A 16917-nucleotide genomic window follows, 5' to 3' on the forward strand; every position below is an offset into this window, starting at 1 on the left:
AAGTAGTGACGGATTTAGCTCCCGACCCAGCTATCGTCGTCCACTCAACAGCCGAAAAGCTGGCCGAACTGCGTGCCCGGCTGGAGTTGGCCAAAGAGCCCGGGGGTGAAAAGGCCGCCGCCAAGCGCGACAAGAAGGGCATCCCGAGTGCCCGCGCCCGTATCCACGCGCTGGTCGATCCGGGCACCTTCCTGGAGACCGGTGCGCTGGCGAAGACCCCGAACGACCCCAACGCGCTCTACGGTGACGGCTGCGTCACCGGCCACGGCCTGATCGATGGCCGGCCGGTCGGGGTGTTCTCCCATGACCAGACGGTGTTTCAGGGCACCGTCGGCGAGATGTTCGGCCGCAAGGTGGCCCGGCTGATGGAGTGGTGCGCGATGGTCGGGTGCCCGATCATCGGCATCAACGACTCCGGTGGCGCCCGCATCCAGGACGCGGTCACCTCGCTGGCGTGGTACGCCGAGCTGGGCCGCCGCCAGGAGTCGCTGTCCGGAGTCGTGCCGAGAATCTCCCTGATTTTCGGCAAATGCGCCGGCGGGGCGGTGTACGTGCCGATCCAGGACGACCTCCTGGTGTCAGTGCGCGACCAGGGCTACTTCTTCGTCACCGGGCCCGATGTGATCCGGGAAGTCACCGGCGAAGATGTCACCCTTGACGAGCTCGGGGGATCCGACGCGCAGGCCCGCCACGGCAACATCCACCACGTGGTGGATTCGGAGGCCGCCGCGTTCCAATATGTCCGGGACTACCTGTCGTTCCTGCCATCCAACTGCTTCGATAAGCCCCCGATCGTCAACCCCGGCCTTGAGCCCGAGATCACTCCCACCGACCTGGAGCTGGACTCGATCGTTCCGGACTCGGACAACATGGCCTACGACATGCACGAGATCCTGCTGCGCATCTTCGACGACGGCGACTTCCTCGACGTCGCCGCGCAGCACGGGCCGGCCATCATCACCGGGTTCGCTCGGGTCGACGGACGTGCGGTGGGCGTGGTCGCCAACCAGCCCATGCACCTGTCCGGGTCGATCGACAACGAGGCCTCCGACAAGGCAGCGCGGTTCATCCGGTTCTGCGACCAGTTCGAACTCCCGCTGGTCTTCGTCGTGGATACGCCCGGCTTCCTGCCCGGCGCCGAGCAGGAGAAGAACGGCATCATCAAGCGCGGCGGCCGGTTCCTGCACTCGGTGGTCGAGGCCGACGTGCCGAAGGTCACGATCACCGTCCGCAAGTCCTACGGCGGCGCCTACGCCGTGATGGGCTCGCGGCAGCTGACCGCCGACTTCAACTTCGCCTGGCCCACCGCCCGCATCGCGGTGATTGGCGCGGAGGGTGCCGCACAGCTGCTGATGAAGCGCTTCCCCGACCCGACCACGCCCGAGGCGCAGCAGATCAAGAAGGACTTCATCGAGGGCTACAACCTCAACATGGCGATCCCGTGGACCGCCGCCGAACGTGGCTTCATCGACGCGGTCATCGACCCGCACCAGACCCGGCTGCTGCTGCGCAAGTCGATGCATCTGTTGCGGGACAAGCAGCTGTGGTTCCGCGTCGCGCGCAAGCACAGCCTGATCCCGATCTAGTTTCTACGCCGAGCATCCCCTCGCGCCGAGTGTGAAATCCACGACGCGACACGCCGTTTGTGCGTCGGACAGTTCACACTCGCGGCGCGAACGCCCCGTCCACCAGCTCGTCGAAGTGCTCCAATGCCTCGTCGGAGTCGGCGTCGATGCCGCGCAGTGGCCCGCGATCGGCCAGATACCGCTGCGCGTATAGCCGCGCGACCAGGCCCTTACGGTCGGTGCCGCGCGCGGCCCGCTCCCACGCCGCCTGCTCGGTGAGCAGCGCGCCGGCGTACACGTCGCCCATGAACACCGTCAGCGGGAATAGCCGCGCCTCGGCCACTGGGCCGTCGAGCTTGGCCCAGGCCGTCGTCGCCGTCTCGAGATCATCGATGCGGTCGGCAACCAACCTGGTGGTCTCGTCATCGTCGGAGACTGACACCGCGTCGCGCATGCGCGCCAACAGCGTCTCGTGCGCCTGCGTCTGTTCGATGCCGCGGCGCACGTCCAGACACAGGATATTGTCTGGACCCTCCCAGATGGTGTTGACCTGCGCATCACGCAAAAGCCTTGCCACCGGCCAGGTTTCGATGTACCCGTTGCCGCCGTGGATTTCGATCGCGTCCGAAGCCGCGGTGATGCCAAGCCGGCAGACCTTGAGCTTGGTGACCGGCACCGCGATTCGCTGGCGCACGGTTCGGGGCTGACGGTGGTTGCTTGCCCCGATGCCGTCGAACACCAGCGCCTGCGCGGCCTCGACGTCGACGATCATCTCGGCGAGCTTGCGCCGCATCAGCGGCTTGTCGATGAGCGGCCCGCCGAATGCCCGGCGCTGCCTGGCGTAGCAGAGCGATTCGACCAGAGCCCGGCGCGCGTTGGCCAGGCCGAACAGGGCGATGCCCAGCCGTGCGGCGTTGGTCAGCTCCATCATGCGGCCCAGCCCCTTGCCGTCGGACGGGCCGGAGTCTCCGGACGCTTTGCCGGAAAGCAGAAACGCCTCGGCGTCGACGAACTCGACTTCGCCCGAGGCCACCGAGCGGGTGCCGAGCTTGTCCTTCAGCCGACGGATCCGCACTCCGTTGCGTGAGCCGTCCCGCCGGGTGCGCAGCACCAGAAAGTTGGCGACGCCGCGGCTCGAGTCCGGAGCCCCCTCGGGTTTGGCCAGCACGACGAACGCCTCGCCGGCGCAGTTCGACGCAAACCACTTGAAGCCGTTCAGCAGCCAGGCGTCTCCATTTTCGCCGCTGACGCGTCGAGCGGTCGTCTCGAGCGCTCCCAGGTCCGAGCCGCCGGTCCGTTCGGTCAGCAGTTGCGCGGTTTCGCCCGCCCATTCGCCGGAGTCGAACTTGGCCAGGACGTGTTCGCGTACGTCGGCGGGCGCATAGGCGGCCACCAGCGACTGCACCATGCCGCCGCCGGTGCCCAGCGCGCACCCCATCCCGATATCGGCCTGGTTGAGCAGGTAGTTGGAGGCGAACATGGGCAGCGACGAGCTCAGCCCAGCGCTGCGTGCCTCAGCGCGCAACGTCCGCTGGGCGTCCAGCACCGCGCGTTTGGATGACGTCAACGAAGTGGGCATGACGACCTGGCTGATGTCGTGTCCCCACCGGTCGTAACGCTCGAGCCGCGGCGGGTTGCGGTCGGTTTCGTCGGCCCACCGCGCCACCGGACCGCCCATCAGCTCGCCGATGCGCGCCAGATGTGGCTCCGCAAAAGCGACTTCGTCGGGTCGCAGGTAGTACGCCATGATGAACTGCAGCGTCGGATCGGTGAGATACCAATTGAGGCCCACGGCGCCGCGATAGTTGTCGGTCGCGTATCGCTGTGCCTTTTCCGGGGTCGAGAAGGGCAGCCGATCCACGGCCTCCAAGTCGTACTCACTCATCCCGCGACGGTATTACAGCCGCCGCGGTGTTTTAAGTAGGAACCACGAACTCAGAGGTGTAATACTCGGCCGGATCTTGGGCGTGTGCATTCGGTCGTTCGATAATCACCCAGACCCCCGTCGTGCCTGGCCGAAGCGTGTCTTGAATGGTCACCGTTCCATTGCCGCCCCCATCGGTGTCCATGCCGGTGAAAGACGTGCCCGGCGCCCCGGGCCCGCAGCTCGCCGACGACGGCCGCGGTTCCTGGATCAAGCCGACGGTGAAGTGGGTGTTCGGGTCGGGGGCATCCGCCAGATGCACCTCAGCGACGGCTGTGGACCCCGTTTTGTGGATGATGGCCGACCCGGTCGCCAAAGACGGCTCCAACTCCAGGGGTGGGTAGGCCACCAGGCTGAAATCGCAGTTTCGCAGCTTCGAATCCAGAGCCACCGTTGTCACGCCCGGGTCAGCAGAAGCGACGGCGATGCCCGCCGCAAATGCCGCAGAAGTGACTAGAGTGATTGCCGCAACGGATTTCGCCATTGTTGTACACACGCGCATTTGCCCCACCGTTTTACTGTTGATTGAATTCCCACACCCGCAGCCAAGTATTGACCACATTCGGCGGAACTAAAACCTGGTCAGGCGCATTTTCTTTGAATTTAAATTTGTTAGTTAGCTGAAGAAATTCAACGGCAGGGTGCGGCTGACATCGTTTTGTAGCCAAAGGTATTGGGGTGCAAAGGAATAGCAGGCCGCTTCAACAACGTCCTGTGGCCGAAGAAGTCGATCCATTTCTCTATCGCGAGTTGTCGTTACTCTGACCGAGCCATCAAGCTTGGGCTGCAAGTAGTCGAAATCCGGCCCAGCTGAGGTTGCCGATATGTGGTTGGCCAGACGCCGACGCACATCGTTGGCAACCGAGCTGAAATGCTGATAACAGTGATATCAGAAGGTGGGCGATGCCGGATCTACTCATTCGACGCTTGTCAGAACCCGCCATGGCCCGCATCGATGCCGATTCAGCTGACCGATCTAACACTGCCCGGTCGAGCAGCTTCGCCTGTAGAGACGCTCGCTCTACGGCTTGATCCGGATCTTCCCCGGCGACCACAATCCGCTGCGGGTCGCGGTTCCCAATTGCAGCTGGGCCGGCCCCGCATCCACCAGCGTGTCGAACTTCCGCAGCGAGCCCCAGTCGCGGCCCCAGTCTCGCGACAGGTAGGTCGACATGACGTGGGCCCGCAGCAGTAGATCGGTGATGCCCAGCAGACCGCCGTTGACGCCGTCCTGCCAGGTGTCGGTGTCCATCTTCTTGGCCGTGTAGTCCGGCGTGATGCGGAACCGCGGGATCTCGGTGACGCCGTTGACGTGCAGCATCGGCTGCTGGCACGGGAACGCCAGCCCGACCGCCCAGTCCATCAGCACCGGCTGCGACGAGCCGACATACTCCTGCAGCGAACGCAACTCAGGAACCCGCGGCGGAGTCACCGCGATCCAGTCTTCCGGGGTCAGGGACAAGTCCTCGGCCACCACCCGAACGGCAACCGCGTTCGCGGGCATGTCGGCTCGCGCGAAGCGCAGGTTGCGCCAGGCCTTCGGCTGCTCCCCATACAGGTCGTAGGGCACCAGCCGTCCGGCCGGCACCACGTCGCCGCCGGGACCGGGCTTGCCGTATTCCAGCACCACGGTCTGCCCCGCGGTGTGCGCATGCAGCACGCTGTTGCCGGTGATCTTGCCTGCGGCGGTCACCACCACCAGCGGATGCCCGGCGTCCGGCGTGGGCAGCTGATACCACGCCGACGTGAGCCTGCTCTGCTGCTGCGCGCCAGTGGTGTAGCTGGCGGCCAGTGGAACCTGGTCGGGATTGAGGCCGTAGGGCAGCGGCACCACCGACCCGTTGACGCCCGGCTTCTTCAGCTTGGTTGGCGCATCCCAGTCGTAGTCGGTGCCCGGCTGGTTGGGTGTCATCCGGATCGCCTCGGCGACAGTATGTTCCGGTACTCCGTTGGGCGTGAAGCCGACCGGGTTGATGCCACCCAAGGCGCCCAGCGCGCCGTAGTCGCCGGGCATCGGCGTCATGAATCCCGCGTTGCTGTCCGGCTCGACGAGGACGTCGTCGGCCAGCCCGCAGCCGCCGGTGAAGGCCCGCACATTGGCCCAGCCGTTGGAGTAGGTGGGGTACTGGCGCACGATTCCGGCCACCATCGATGCGACGAACACCAGCGCCATGAATCCGGCCGCGATCGGTACCGGCGCGCCAGTAACCGCCCGGGCCAGACGACCTTCGCCGTGATCCCTGGATGCGAAGTGCAACCACGCCGCGTACAGCGCGGCGATTGCGAACAGGACGAAAAAGACTGTGCTGACGGTGATTCCGCCGATCTTCGGCATCGTGCTGTTGAACGGCACACCATAGCTGGAGACATACCACCAGCCGTTGGTGGTGGCGAAGCACAGCGCCAGCATGAACATCAGCGCCGCCAAGAACGCCATCCGGTTGCGCGACCAGCGCAGCACCGACGGCGAGACCAGCACCGTCGTCAGCGCCGCCATGGCCGCGCCCACGGCAGCGAACAGTCCGAAGTGATGCACCCACTTGGTGGGGGTGAACATCAGGAAGAACATGGTGCCAAAGATGACGCCCATCAGCCGCCACGCCGGACCGCGCGCCACACCGGGAATCCGCTTGCGCCGCAACATGATGAACACCGCAGTAAACAGGCACAGCGCGGTGATCAAGAAGCCGAACCGGCGTGACAGCGAGCCGTCCACCGTGGGCAGGATGAGGTAGTAGTAGCGCAGGTTCTCGGTGTACCACGCCTGGCTAGGCCCGATCGCGGTGCGAATCCTGGTGGCTTCCAACACCGTTGACAGCGTCTGGTCGGCGAATACCACGGTCAGGATCACCGACCCGGCCGCCAGCATCGGGGCCACCAGCGGCAGCGTGCCGACCAGGCGGTGACGACGCACCAGGATCCGCAGGATCGGGCGACCGCCGGCGACCAGCGCGGCCACCGCGATCAGGCCGGTCGGCTGGACCCCCAGGGTGAACGCGGCGGTGATGACCGCCAGAGCCGCCGGCGTCAGCCGGCTGTAGCGCATCGATCGCTCGATCAGCACGTAGGTGACCAGCGAGCCGAGCGCGATGATCGGCTCGGGCCGCAGGCCGTTGTTGAATGGCATCCACGCGGTCAGCAGGACCATGCCTGCCGCCCAACTGGCGGGCTTGCTGGCCGCCACCGCCGGTCCAAGTCGGGGCAGCACCTCGCGCGACAGCAGCAGCCAGCACACCAGCCCGGCGAACAGGTCCGGCAGCCGCATCCACAGGCTCGCGTCGCTGACGTGGGTCATCAGCGCCAGCAGGTTGTAGTACCAGCCGAACGGGTCCTCCGGGCTGCCGAACCAGCGGAAGTAGTTGGACATGTAGCCGGCCCGGTCGGCGACCCGCGCCATGCCCAGGATGTAGCCGTCGTCGGAGGAGTTGGCCCCGATCACCCACCACAGCAGGAACCCGAATATCACCGCGGCGTCGGCCAGGGTGAACGTGCGCCAATTGGCCGGAAGCAGTCGCCGCATTCGGTGTCCGTCCAGCTGGTCAAGCCGCCACAGCGCGATCAGCGCGATCACGGTGGCCAGAATCGCGCCCACGATCGCAAGCAGTTTGAGCGTCGTCGGGGTGGTGGAGAACCTGGTGTCGATGGTCGCCGACAGCTTTAATCCGGACGGAGCTGGGCCGCTGAGGTCGGTGAACACCCCGACGATCTGAGGGCGCAAATTCGGGTCAGGGTAGCCGCTGCGCAGGGGATTTCCCGCGGGATCCTTCAGCCCAACGAAAGTGGCGAAGGTTCCGGCGCGGGTCGACGTGATCTCGATGCTTGAGCATCCCGGCGCGTTCGCGCCGCCGGCCACCAGGTCGCGCGGCACGCTGCGGATCACCACGTTGCGGTCGGTGACGTCCACCCGCTGGCTGCTGACGACCACGAACATCGCGTTGAGGTTGGCGTCCTTGGCGTTCTTGGGCGCGGTGCCCAGCACCACCCCACCCGTCGGCGGCATATCGCGCACCACGCTGCACGGTACAGTCGCGGTCAGGTCGACGGGCGTCAGCGAGATCAACGGCGCTGTAACGCTGTTCAGTTGGCCGTTCTGCGGCCAGTTCAACATCGCGGTGGTCTGCACGACCGGCAGCAGCGGCGTGGCAACCGACAGCACGAAGCCGATCAGCCCGGCGACGATGGCCGCCCAGCGCGTCACCTGGACCTGGCGAGCAGACGCAAAAGCGCCCGAAATGGCCCCATTTTGGGCGCTTTTGCGTCTGCTCGCGCCGGTTGTCGTCATGGCAGGGCTCGAATCGGTCCTTGCCGGCTCCAGCCGGGCACGGTGATCACACCCTGTGCGACAAGGGCGTTCGGCGCTTGATCGGTCGGCACCAGCGGGAGGTACTGCTCGACGGATCCCCAGTCGCGGTACCAGTCGCCGCGGAGGTACGTCGAGACCGTCGAGGTTCGCAGCAGTCCCTGGGTGAACAGGAACGGACCGCCGGCCGAGCTCGCCTCCCATAGGTTGGAAGACACCGCGGTCTGCTTGTGGTCGGGCAGGATCCGGTACTGCGGAAGTTCGGCGATGCCAAGGTGTTCGGAGAACGGCCGCTGGCACGGGAAATTGGCCGCTGTCGCGATATCCATCAGCACCGGGGTCTGCGATCCAATGAGCTGCTGCAGTGTTTTCAGTTCCGGTACTCGCGGTGGTGTGAAAGCAAACCACTGCTCAGAGCTCAAGTTCGGGTCGTAAGCGACGATCCGCGCCACATTCGCTTCCGGTGGCGCCCAGGTCAGTGGGAAGCGCAAGTTGCGCCACGCGGGCTGCGGCCCGAGGTCGATGGGATAGACCTCGCCGAGCGCCTGAATGCTGCCGTCGGGCCTGGCTACGCCCCATTGCAGTTTCAGGGACTGCCCGTACATGAAGTCGCCGTCTTCTTTGTACGACCAGATGGCGCCCGCGGCAGCGACCGCCACGATCTGCCGGTCCGGGCTGCGGGGCGGCAGCTGGTACCAGGCCGAGGTGGCCGTCGCCGCCAGGTTGTTCTCGCCGTAGCTGCCCATCACCGGGGTGCGCGCGGGGTCCAGACCGAACGGCAGAAACGCGTGCGAGCCATTGACACCCGGCGGGCCCTTGCCTCCTGCGGTGCCAGCGGAGTCGCTGATGGCGGCGTTGGGTTTGTTGGGCGAGGCGTCGGAATTGACCACTCCGGGCTTGCTCACCACCGGGTCGGACTGCAGGTCTTCGCCCACCCCCTCGGGTTTGAAGCCGACGGGGTTGATGCCGCCCAGCGGCCCGTCGGGCCCGAAGGTCTGTCCCGAAACGGGTTGCAGCATGCCGACATTGGGGTCGGGTTCGGTGAGCACGTCGTCGGCCATGGCGCAACTGTTCGGCGACAGCCCGCTGCTGAGCGCGGCCAGGTTGGCCTTGGCGGTGGTATAGAGGGGGTAGCGGAACACCGCGCCCTTGGCCAGCGACCCGACCTCGCCCAGCACCATGATCACGGCGACCACCAGCAGCGGGGTGGAGGCCAGGACGCGGTTGCGCCGGTTGTTTTTGACCTCGGTGTGCCCGGCGTAGTCCATCCGGAAGTGGTACCAGGCGGTCAGCAGTCCGGTGAAGATCGACAATGCCAGGAACATCGACGTCACCGGATGGCTGGCGACGACGGGTTGGATGTCGTACCACGGCACCCCGTAGTTACCGACGTAGAACCAGCCGTTGATGCCCGAAGTGGCCCACGCCAGCACGAACAGCAACGCCGTCACGTAGAGCGCGAGGTTGCGTCGGCTGTGCAGGCCGATCCGGGCGAAGGTGAACGCGGTCACCGCCCCCAGCGCCCCCGCGAGTCCAGCGAACGCCCCGAACTGGATGGCCCACTTCGTGGGGGTGAAGTGCAACATCAGCAGGCCGACCGCGGTGGTGCCGATCAGCCGCCAGGCCGGGCCGCTGGCCAGCCCCGCTACCCGCCCGCGCCGCAGCAGCACGAACAGCATCCCGAACATGCAGAGCAGCAGCACCAGCACGGCGAATCGACGCGTCATCGATCCTCCGGCGTTGCTCTCGACGGTAAGGAAGTAGTAGCGCAGGAAGTCCTGGTACCACGCGATCGTCGGCCCGACTTTGTATTTGATGCGGGCCGATTCGGCCACCGTGGCCAGCGTTTGCGACCTGAACACCACGACGGTGATCAGCGACAGCGACGCTGCCAGCACCGCCAGCGGTGCCAGTAAGCCGTCGGTGGCCTGACGCCGCCGGATCGCCGCAGCGATGGCCCGCGCCCCCGTCAGCAGCGCGGCCAGCGCGATGAGGCCCTGCGGTGCCAGCGTCGCGGTGAGCATCGCGACGATGATCGCCAGCGCGGCCGGGACCAGTCGCCGCAGTGCGATCGCGCGTTCCACCAGGATCCAGGTGACCAGCACGCCCAGCGCGATCAGCGGCTCGGGTCGTAGCCCGTTGTTGAACGGCAGCCAGGCGGCCACGAACACGGCGCCCGCGGTGTAGATCGCCGCCCGGTTGGACGCCAGACCCCCCTTGCCGGGACCGAGTCGTCGCAGCACGCAGTGGCTGATAAGTAGCCAGCACGCGATCCCGGCCAACGTGGCGGGCAACCGCATCCACACGCCGGCAGTGCTCACCGACGCCATCTTGGACAGGACGCCGAAGTACCAGTCGAACGGCGCATCGGTGGTGCCGAAGTAGCGGTAATAGTTGACGAAGTAGCCGGCTCGAGGTGCGACGCGGGCGATCGTCAGGTTGTAGCCATCGTCGGACGAAGTGGCGCCGATGACGTGCCAGAGCAGCAGCGTCCCGGTCACTGCGGCATCGGCGATCCAGGTCGTCAGGCCGACCCGCCACCACGATGGCCGGTGCACGCTCGGGCGGTACCGAGACAGCCAGGCGATCGGGGAGCGCCAGTCGCGCAACGTGTCGCCGCCGCGGCTGTGGCGGTCCAGCACGGCCATCGCGACGATGGCGACCAGGACCGCCAGCGCACCCAGGAGCATCACGATCGTCTTCAGCGCCGTCGGCGCAGTGATGAACCTGGTGTCGACGTCGATGCGGGCCGACAAACCCGGCTGTGCGGAGATTTTCAGGTCGGTGAAGATCCCGCCGACTTGCGGCTTCTTCTCTGGGGCCAGGATCCCTCTGGCTCCGGGGATGCCGACGAAATCCGCCCCCGCGGCACCGGCGTCGGCCCAGATGTGCAGCACGCTGCACGCGCCCGCGGCGACCGCCGAGCGTTGCGCCACTGCGGCTACCGAATCCCGGAACGCGACGACGATCACGTCTTTACTGGCGCGCACGAACAGCGCGTGCTTGCCGGCGTCCATGCCGCCGGACGGCAGCGTGGACAGCACCAGGCCGCCGTCGGGGGGCAGGGTGGCCATCGCCGGGCAGGGGATAGAGATGTCCAGTGCGCGCGGCGCTCCGGAAACCAATGGAGAGGTGATCTGGCTGACGTGACCGTCCGCGGTGGTGCCTTGAGGCCACAGGATGGTCGACGTGGTCTGTTTCACCGGAAGCAATGGAACGAGGCCGCACAACAACAGACCCACGATGCCGGCGCCGGCGGCCACCAACCGCGGGATGCGCTGCGGTCGCTCATTACCGTCGGGGGGCACGAGGGTCGATCGTAAGCGACGCAGCTTTGTCGGGTGAGGATGCAGGGCCGCGCAGCCGGCTGGCCGAAGATCGGCGAGGCGCTGGCGATCTCGTCACACCTGCCACTCGGGTACCAAAAGGGCAGCCATGTTGCTGGTTTGAAAGCGATATCGCCGGTGATATCGCGTTGCACGCTCGGGTGTTTGGGGTGGAATTCTGGGCTTCGCGCGTGCAGCCTGGGCTGAACCCGAGCGCCGATCGCCGTCCCATACTCACACCGAAAGCCGTCAACCGGCGCCGCGTGGATTCGCCCGATTGTGGCCGCGCATGCCGTCACAATGGGATCGACGGCTGAGGCCCTCGACAACCCAGGAGGCTGGCGGCGCAATGAAGAGCTCGGGACTCGGGTTCGGCGTTCTGGGCCCGCTGCTGATGACTTCGCACGGCGTCCGGTTCCCGCTGGGCGCGCCTAAACAGCGAGCCGTCTTGGCCATGCTGGTGATCAACCGCAATCGTCCGGTGTCGGTCGACGCGTTGATCGACGCGGTGTGGGACGAGGACCCGGTACCGGCAGCGCGGACCAGCATCCAGTCGCACGTGTCCAACCTGCGCCGACTGCTGCGCACCGCGGGGGCCGACCCGTACCAGATGCTGGCCAGCGCGCCGCCGGGGTATCAGCTCAGCATCGCCGACATCGAGTGCGACGTCGGGCGTTTCACGGCCGAAAAGGCCGCCGGTATCCAGGCCTCCGCAGCCGGACGATTCGAGGATGCCAGCAGCCATTTGTCCGCCGCCCTGAGCGAATGGCGCGGACCGGTGCTTGACGACCTGCGCGACTTTGCCTTCGTCCAGGCGTTCGGCACCGCGCTGGTGGAAGAAAAGGTGGCGGCCCACACCGCGCACGCCGACGCCGAGATCGCCTGCGGCCGCGCCGGCGCGGTGATTGCCGAGCTCGAGGCACTAACCGCCGAACACCCTTATCGGGAACCGCTGTGGGCGCAGCTGATCACCGCCTACTACGTCACCGAGCGCCAGTCGGACGCGCTCGGCGCCTATCGGCGACTGAGAACGGCCCTGGCCGAAGGGCTGGGCATCGACCCCGGTCCCACGATCACCGCGCTGCACGAACGCATCCTGCGTCAGCAGCCGCTGGCCGTTAAGCGTTCCGATTCAACCACCCGCAGGCTGAGCGCCTATCAGGGCGATTCGGGCGTTGCGGCGCCCGCGGAGTCCGCCGACGCGTGGCTGCATGACCGGACCGGTCGCCGCTACCGGTTGAGCGGCGCGACGACCCGGATCGGGCGGCTTGACGACAACGACATCGTTATCGCCAACGACGAAGACGTCAGCCGGCACCACGCGGTAATCATCGACACCGGAGCGGGTTTCGTGATTTACGATTCGCGGTCGACCAACGGTGTCGAGGTACAAGGCCAGCGCATTCGAGGCAGCGCCAACCTCGCTGACGGCAACCGTATTCGCATTGGGACCAGCGAGTTCGTCGTCGAGATCAGGCCGAGCTGAACGGATCAGCGCAGCCGCGAGGCCAACGTGCCCACGCCTGGGCCGGTGAGATCGGCGAGGGCCGCGGGGCGGCCGGTCATCGCCATGAGTAGCGCCTCGCCGGAGCCGGATACCTCGGGCCCGCTGCCGTGTTCCCAGTCGACATCGGTGGCGCGCAGGTGCAGTCCCCTGATCCGGCGTCCGGCACCGAGTCTCGGGTTACCGGGCACCAGGCCGAGGACCCTTACGAGTCGATCGGCGGGGATGGTGCGACGCTGGCCGAGCGCGCGCCGGATGTCTTGGTGATGGACTGTGCCGTCGACCAGCGCGATCATGCCGCCGAAGCCCGCGGTGAGCCCGCTGGGCGTGAGGTGATTGCGGAGAAAGTCCAGCAATTCCTGCGGGCTCAGGGTCTCGAAGTCGTCGACGCCGACCTGGTTGGCCCGCACCATCCACCCCTTCGCAAATCGTTTGACCAGCCCGAGAGTGCCCAGTTCCTCGTAGCTGATCACATGGGCGACAACGTCTTTCACGCTCCACTTGGTGCACAGGCTGGGTGCGGCCCACTGCTGCGGCGTCAGGGTGGCCAGGAACTCCGCGAGGTCGGCCCGCTCGGCGCGGGCCATCTCCATCAGGTCTGTCGTCATGGCCGTGCCGCCACGCTGAACAGGCGACTGTAGCGGTCCAGATACAGTGGCCAGCCCGCGTCACCGTCGACGCCGTCAGCGACCGACTTCCAGCCTGGTCCGTGTCGGTCCAGATGCCGGTGTTCGAGCTCGACGAGCGTGCGCTGGTCGGACTCGGCGGTGAAGCGCACTTCGACTTCGCTGGCTTTGGACGGGTCGCTTTCCAGCTGCCAGGTCGGGCCGATGTCCCAGGTGAACACGACACGGGTGGGCGGCTCGTAAACCAACACGCGCGCCCACCGGCACACACTCCCGTCGACGCCGCGGTCGTAGATGTGTCCGCCTACCCGCGGTTCGAATACCGACTCGGCGATGGGGACGGTGAGCAGGTTGTGCTGGCGCGGTTTGAAATTGCCGAACTGTTCGGTGAAGACGGCGAAAGCGCGCTCGATCGGGGCATTGACGACGATGTGGTGACGCACGTTCGGTGTTGTCATTCAGCTTCTCCTGTCTCATCCAGACTTTGTGCGTATGTGGCCAGTGCCTGCATCCAGAACCGGTCAAGATCGGCGCGCAATGCCTGCAGACCGGTCGGGTCGAGTTGGTAGACGCGACGCGTTCCCGCGGCACGGTCGCGCACCAACCCCGCGGACTTCAGCACCTTGAGGTGTTGCGAAACGGCTGGCCGGCTGACGGGTAGGTCACGGGCCAGTTCGCCGACCGCCAAGGGCCCGTGGGCAAGGCGTTCGACAATCGACCGTCGCGTCCCGTCGGCTAACGCCAGCCACGCAGCACCATCTTGGTAAGTGGCCACGAACGGTAAGTGTACGCTTACGGACGGACAGAAGAAATGGGCACTACTTAGGGGAGTGCGATGCGGAGTGCTTTGCTGATCTCCTGCATTGTCGGCGGAGATAGGGCACCAAGTGATTCGCTCAGTTCGTCGTGGTAGAGCTGCACAATGTCGTCCACCAGGACGAACCCGGCAAGAGGATCGGCTGCGGTCAATGGCACGACCGTCGGTACGTGTGCGTTCTTGCTCGTCGTCGTGATCCGAGCCGCCAACACCGTGTCCAGGTTCCTGTTCCGCGGATTGTTGCTGAGGATCACCCATGGCTTCGAGCCGTACCCGAGGTCCACTAGGTATGTCTGACTCCGCATCCCTCGATTCACCGGCTGGCCTCGGACCGGCGCACGTAGCGGTCCCTTGCCGCCTGCCGCTCGGCGCGCGCAGGTTCGCTGTTGAACTCCTCCGCCAATTGGACGTATCCGGCATCGAGGACACGCTCACGGAGCGCTTCGGCGCCGGCCTGGAGCAGTACGCGGAGCGCGCCGGCCTCCGATTTGATGTCGCTCTCGCCCCGTTGATTCGCCCACTCGCGCAGTACCTCGAACGACTCGGATCCTTCGCTGAGGTACGGCGCGATCACCGCTTCATCCGCGTCTTTGAGGATCAGGCTCACTCGCTTACCCATGGCGCAGAGTTTACGCTGAAATTGAGTGCATAACCAAGCGCATACGGCGGTGCGGCGATCACCGCCCCCGGGCCCGAACTGGTCGAGTCGCAGCGGATCTTGCCGCTTCAGCTGATCGTTGGGCTATCAGCCGATCTCGTATGCCTTCGCATTTACTCCTCCTGCCACGCCGTTCAATCGCCGGTGCGTTCGAATTTCACCGCTTGGTCATACGAGCCGACGCAGGAGGTGTTGCCGGTTACCTGCGTGTGTCCGCGGCCAGTCAACAACGTGATCGGATCTTGCGGCGGCTGCGGAAGTGGAAATTCCCAATGAACTTTTTCTGGACCAGTTCCACCTCCGCTGCATCGGGTGATGCCACCATCAAGGTTGTAAACCCACTTTCCGTCCGCGAAGACATAGCCAGCTCCCGTCTTGCTTGGGTCCATGCTGAGGCAGCGTTCGCCCGTCCGAAGGCAGTCGGTCTGGATGCTGGTATCCCACGAGGATGGCTTAAAGTTGGCCGTGACAGCTGTTTTCGTTCCGTGGTAACGCCCGTGCCACGCGGCGGCCGGGGACACAACGCGTGGCGGTTGGCTGGCCGGATCCGGAAGGCTGTTGAGGTCGACGTCTCCGATCCGGGTGAAGGTGACGGTTCGCTCCGTCTCGCAATCGGGAGGGCCCGTTGCGCGATATTGGCCGGCCAGTGTCCCGTCGGGCCGCGGTTGCAACGTGATGACGGTCAAGTATTCGCCGGGGATGCAGCCGTCAAACCCCGTCACGCCCGCTGGGAACGACGCCACTGAACCTAGGCTGACCGCATGCCACTGTCCGCCAAAGTCATCGATCACGAAGGCCGACGGCAGGGTAGGCCCGCCCGTAGACGTCGCTGTTGCCACGCAGCCGGTGGTTTTACACACCGAACGCACCGCCCACTGCCCGGTGGACGGGGTCCCTCCATCGTCCGGTTTCCCATGGGTGGCGGAGGGGCCGAAGTCGGCGCGGTATCTGCCGGTGAAGGGCCCGGTGTTCGGCGGTGCCGTGCTGGTTGGGGCGGCGGGCGTCCGATGGGCGCCTTTGTTGCCGTTGGTGAACACCATGGCGAGTACAACGACGATTGTTGCGAGCACCGCTGCGCCTCCGACCAACGCGATCCGGCGGCGTCTTCGGCTTTTTTCATCACCACTCGGCCGACCCAGTAGCGGTGAAAGCGAGGTGGGGCCGCCAGCCGAATCGAACTGAGTGGGGGCTGACGGTGAGACGAAACCGGCTATGGGTGTGCGCTGACCCTGCTGTGAGCCGGTCGGTGACACCGGATGGGGTCGCTGAATCGGCTCAGTGACCGCCCCGCACGCCGCGTCCGACAACTCGATGGTCGTCGCATACCTTTGATCGGGGTCTTTGGCCATACCAGTGGCGATGACCTCGTCGACCGCTTGGGGAACCTCGGGCCGGTTGATCGACGGACGAGGCGGGGGCTTGCTCAAGTGTGCGGCAACCAGGCGCGCCATCGTGTCGCCCTCAAACGGCGGGTCTCCGGTCAGGCATTCATACAGCACACAGGCCAGCGAGTAGATGTCGGCGCGGGCATCTTCTGTTCCGCTATCCAGACGCTCCGGCGCGATGTACTGAAAAGTACCGATCATGTAGCCGGACTTGGTCATTCGCGTCTCATCAGCCACCCGGGCGATCCCAAAATCGATCAGGTAGGCGAAGTCGTCGTGGTCGAGCAGGATGTTCGAGGGCTTGATGTCGCGGTGCAGCAGGCCCACCTGGTGGGCTGCATGTAGCGCCTTGGCGACCTGTTCGATGATGCGCACCGCCCGCCCTGGCTCCAGCGGCCCGTCGGCCAGCACGCTACCGAGATCTCGCCCCTCGACAAGCCGCATATCGACATAAAGGCGGCCATCGATTTCGCCGTAGTTATGGATCGGAATGACGTGCGGGTTGTTCAATCGCGCCGCCGCGTGGGCTTCCCGTCGGAATCTCTGCTGAAAATCCTTGTCCTCAGACAAATTCGCGGGGAGAACCTTGATGGCCACAATCCGGTCGGTGTCGGTGTCATGCGCCCGCCAGACTTCGCCCATGCCGCCGCGGCCCAGTAACTCCACTAAGCGGTAGCGCCCAAAAGGCGTGCCGTCCACGTCAGCCGACATCGCGGAACTCCCATCACGTCAGTTCGCGACCGTGAAAGTTATGAAGAAGGCCATAAGTATCGCCAATCAGGCCCGGTATTTCCGCGTTTCTGCTAAACGGC

Annotated in this window: 12 protein-coding genes; 2 read left to right on the plus strand and 10 right to left on the minus strand. The window is 65.8% G+C overall.

Annotated elements, in window-relative coordinates; translation table 11 throughout:
- Positions 1-5 precede the first annotated feature (5 nt).
- On the plus strand, positions 6-1586 hold the full coding sequence (locus tag AC5Y21_RS16530; RefSeq protein ID WP_499913760.1) for an acyl-CoA carboxylase subunit beta: 1581 nt from the start codon (positions 6-8) through the stop codon (positions 1584-1586).
- A gap of 73 nt (positions 1587-1659) precedes the next feature.
- Here the strand turns inward: AC5Y21_RS16530 and AC5Y21_RS16535 are convergent, their stop codons facing one another.
- From AC5Y21_RS16535 to AC5Y21_RS16550, 4 genes are all read right to left on the minus strand, one after another.
- On the minus strand, positions 1660-3450 hold the full coding sequence (locus tag AC5Y21_RS16535) for an acyl-CoA dehydrogenase family protein (RefSeq protein ID WP_499913762.1): 1791 nt from the start codon (positions 3448-3450) through the stop codon (positions 1660-1662).
- Between the two features lie 31 nt (positions 3451-3481).
- Positions 3482-3880 carry a hypothetical protein gene (locus AC5Y21_RS16540; protein WP_499913764.1) on the minus strand — a complete coding sequence of 133 codons (399 nt, stop codon included), beginning with the start codon at positions 3878-3880 and terminating at the stop codon, positions 3482-3484.
- A 630-nt stretch (positions 3881-4510) separates the two neighbouring features.
- Positions 4511-7771 carry an arabinosyltransferase EmbB gene (embB, locus tag AC5Y21_RS16545; protein WP_499913765.1) on the minus strand — a complete coding sequence of 1087 codons (3261 nt, stop codon included), beginning with the start codon at positions 7769-7771 and terminating at the stop codon, positions 4511-4513.
- Positions 7768-11097 (minus strand): arabinosyltransferase domain-containing protein, encoded by a 3330-nt coding sequence (locus AC5Y21_RS16550; protein ID WP_499913767.1) that lies wholly within the window; start codon positions 11095-11097, stop codon positions 7768-7770. The genes embB and AC5Y21_RS16550 overlap by 4 nt, the downstream gene beginning before the upstream one ends.
- Before the next feature lie 367 nt (positions 11098-11464).
- Between AC5Y21_RS16550 and AC5Y21_RS16555 the strand changes: the two genes are divergently transcribed.
- Entirely contained in the window at positions 11465-12601 is a 1137-nt protein-coding gene (locus tag AC5Y21_RS16555; RefSeq protein WP_499913769.1) for a BTAD domain-containing putative transcriptional regulator, read from the plus strand.
- Positions 12602-12606: 5 nt separating this feature from the next.
- On the opposite strand, the gene AC5Y21_RS16560 is transcribed toward AC5Y21_RS16555, so the two are convergent.
- The 6 genes from AC5Y21_RS16560 to AC5Y21_RS16585 all read right to left on the minus strand — a co-directional run bounded on the left by AC5Y21_RS16560 (position 12607) and on the right by AC5Y21_RS16585 (position 16816).
- Positions 12607-13227, minus strand: coding sequence for a maleylpyruvate isomerase family mycothiol-dependent enzyme (locus AC5Y21_RS16560; protein ID WP_499913771.1), 621 nt, complete (start codon positions 13225-13227; stop codon positions 12607-12609).
- The gene (locus tag AC5Y21_RS16565; protein ID WP_499913772.1) at positions 13224-13703 is read right to left on the minus strand and encodes an SRPBCC family protein; all 480 of its coding nucleotides are present in this window, start codon (positions 13701-13703) and stop codon (positions 13224-13226) included. The genes AC5Y21_RS16560 and AC5Y21_RS16565 overlap by 4 nt, the downstream gene beginning before the upstream one ends.
- A complete protein-coding gene (locus AC5Y21_RS16570; protein WP_499913773.1) occupies positions 13700-14020 on the minus strand; it encodes an ArsR/SmtB family transcription factor in 321 nt (106 codons plus the stop codon). Before AC5Y21_RS16570 ends, AC5Y21_RS16565 begins: the two co-directional genes overlap by 4 nt.
- A 47-nt stretch (positions 14021-14067) precedes the next feature.
- Positions 14068-14367, minus strand: coding sequence for a type II toxin-antitoxin system PemK/MazF family toxin (locus AC5Y21_RS16575; RefSeq protein ID WP_499913775.1), 300 nt, complete (start codon positions 14365-14367; stop codon positions 14068-14070).
- A gap of 8 nt (positions 14368-14375) precedes the next feature.
- A complete protein-coding gene (locus tag AC5Y21_RS16580) occupies positions 14376-14681 on the minus strand; it encodes a hypothetical protein (RefSeq protein ID WP_499913777.1) in 306 nt (101 codons plus the stop codon).
- Positions 14682-14854: 173 nt separating this feature from the next.
- Positions 14855-16816 carry a serine/threonine-protein kinase gene (locus AC5Y21_RS16585; RefSeq protein ID WP_499913778.1) on the minus strand — a complete coding sequence of 654 codons (1962 nt, stop codon included), beginning with the start codon at positions 16814-16816 and terminating at the stop codon, positions 14855-14857.
- Positions 16817-16917: the final 101 nt, after the last annotated feature.

Source organism: Mycobacterium sp. NGS41 (genome assembly GCF_059812725.1).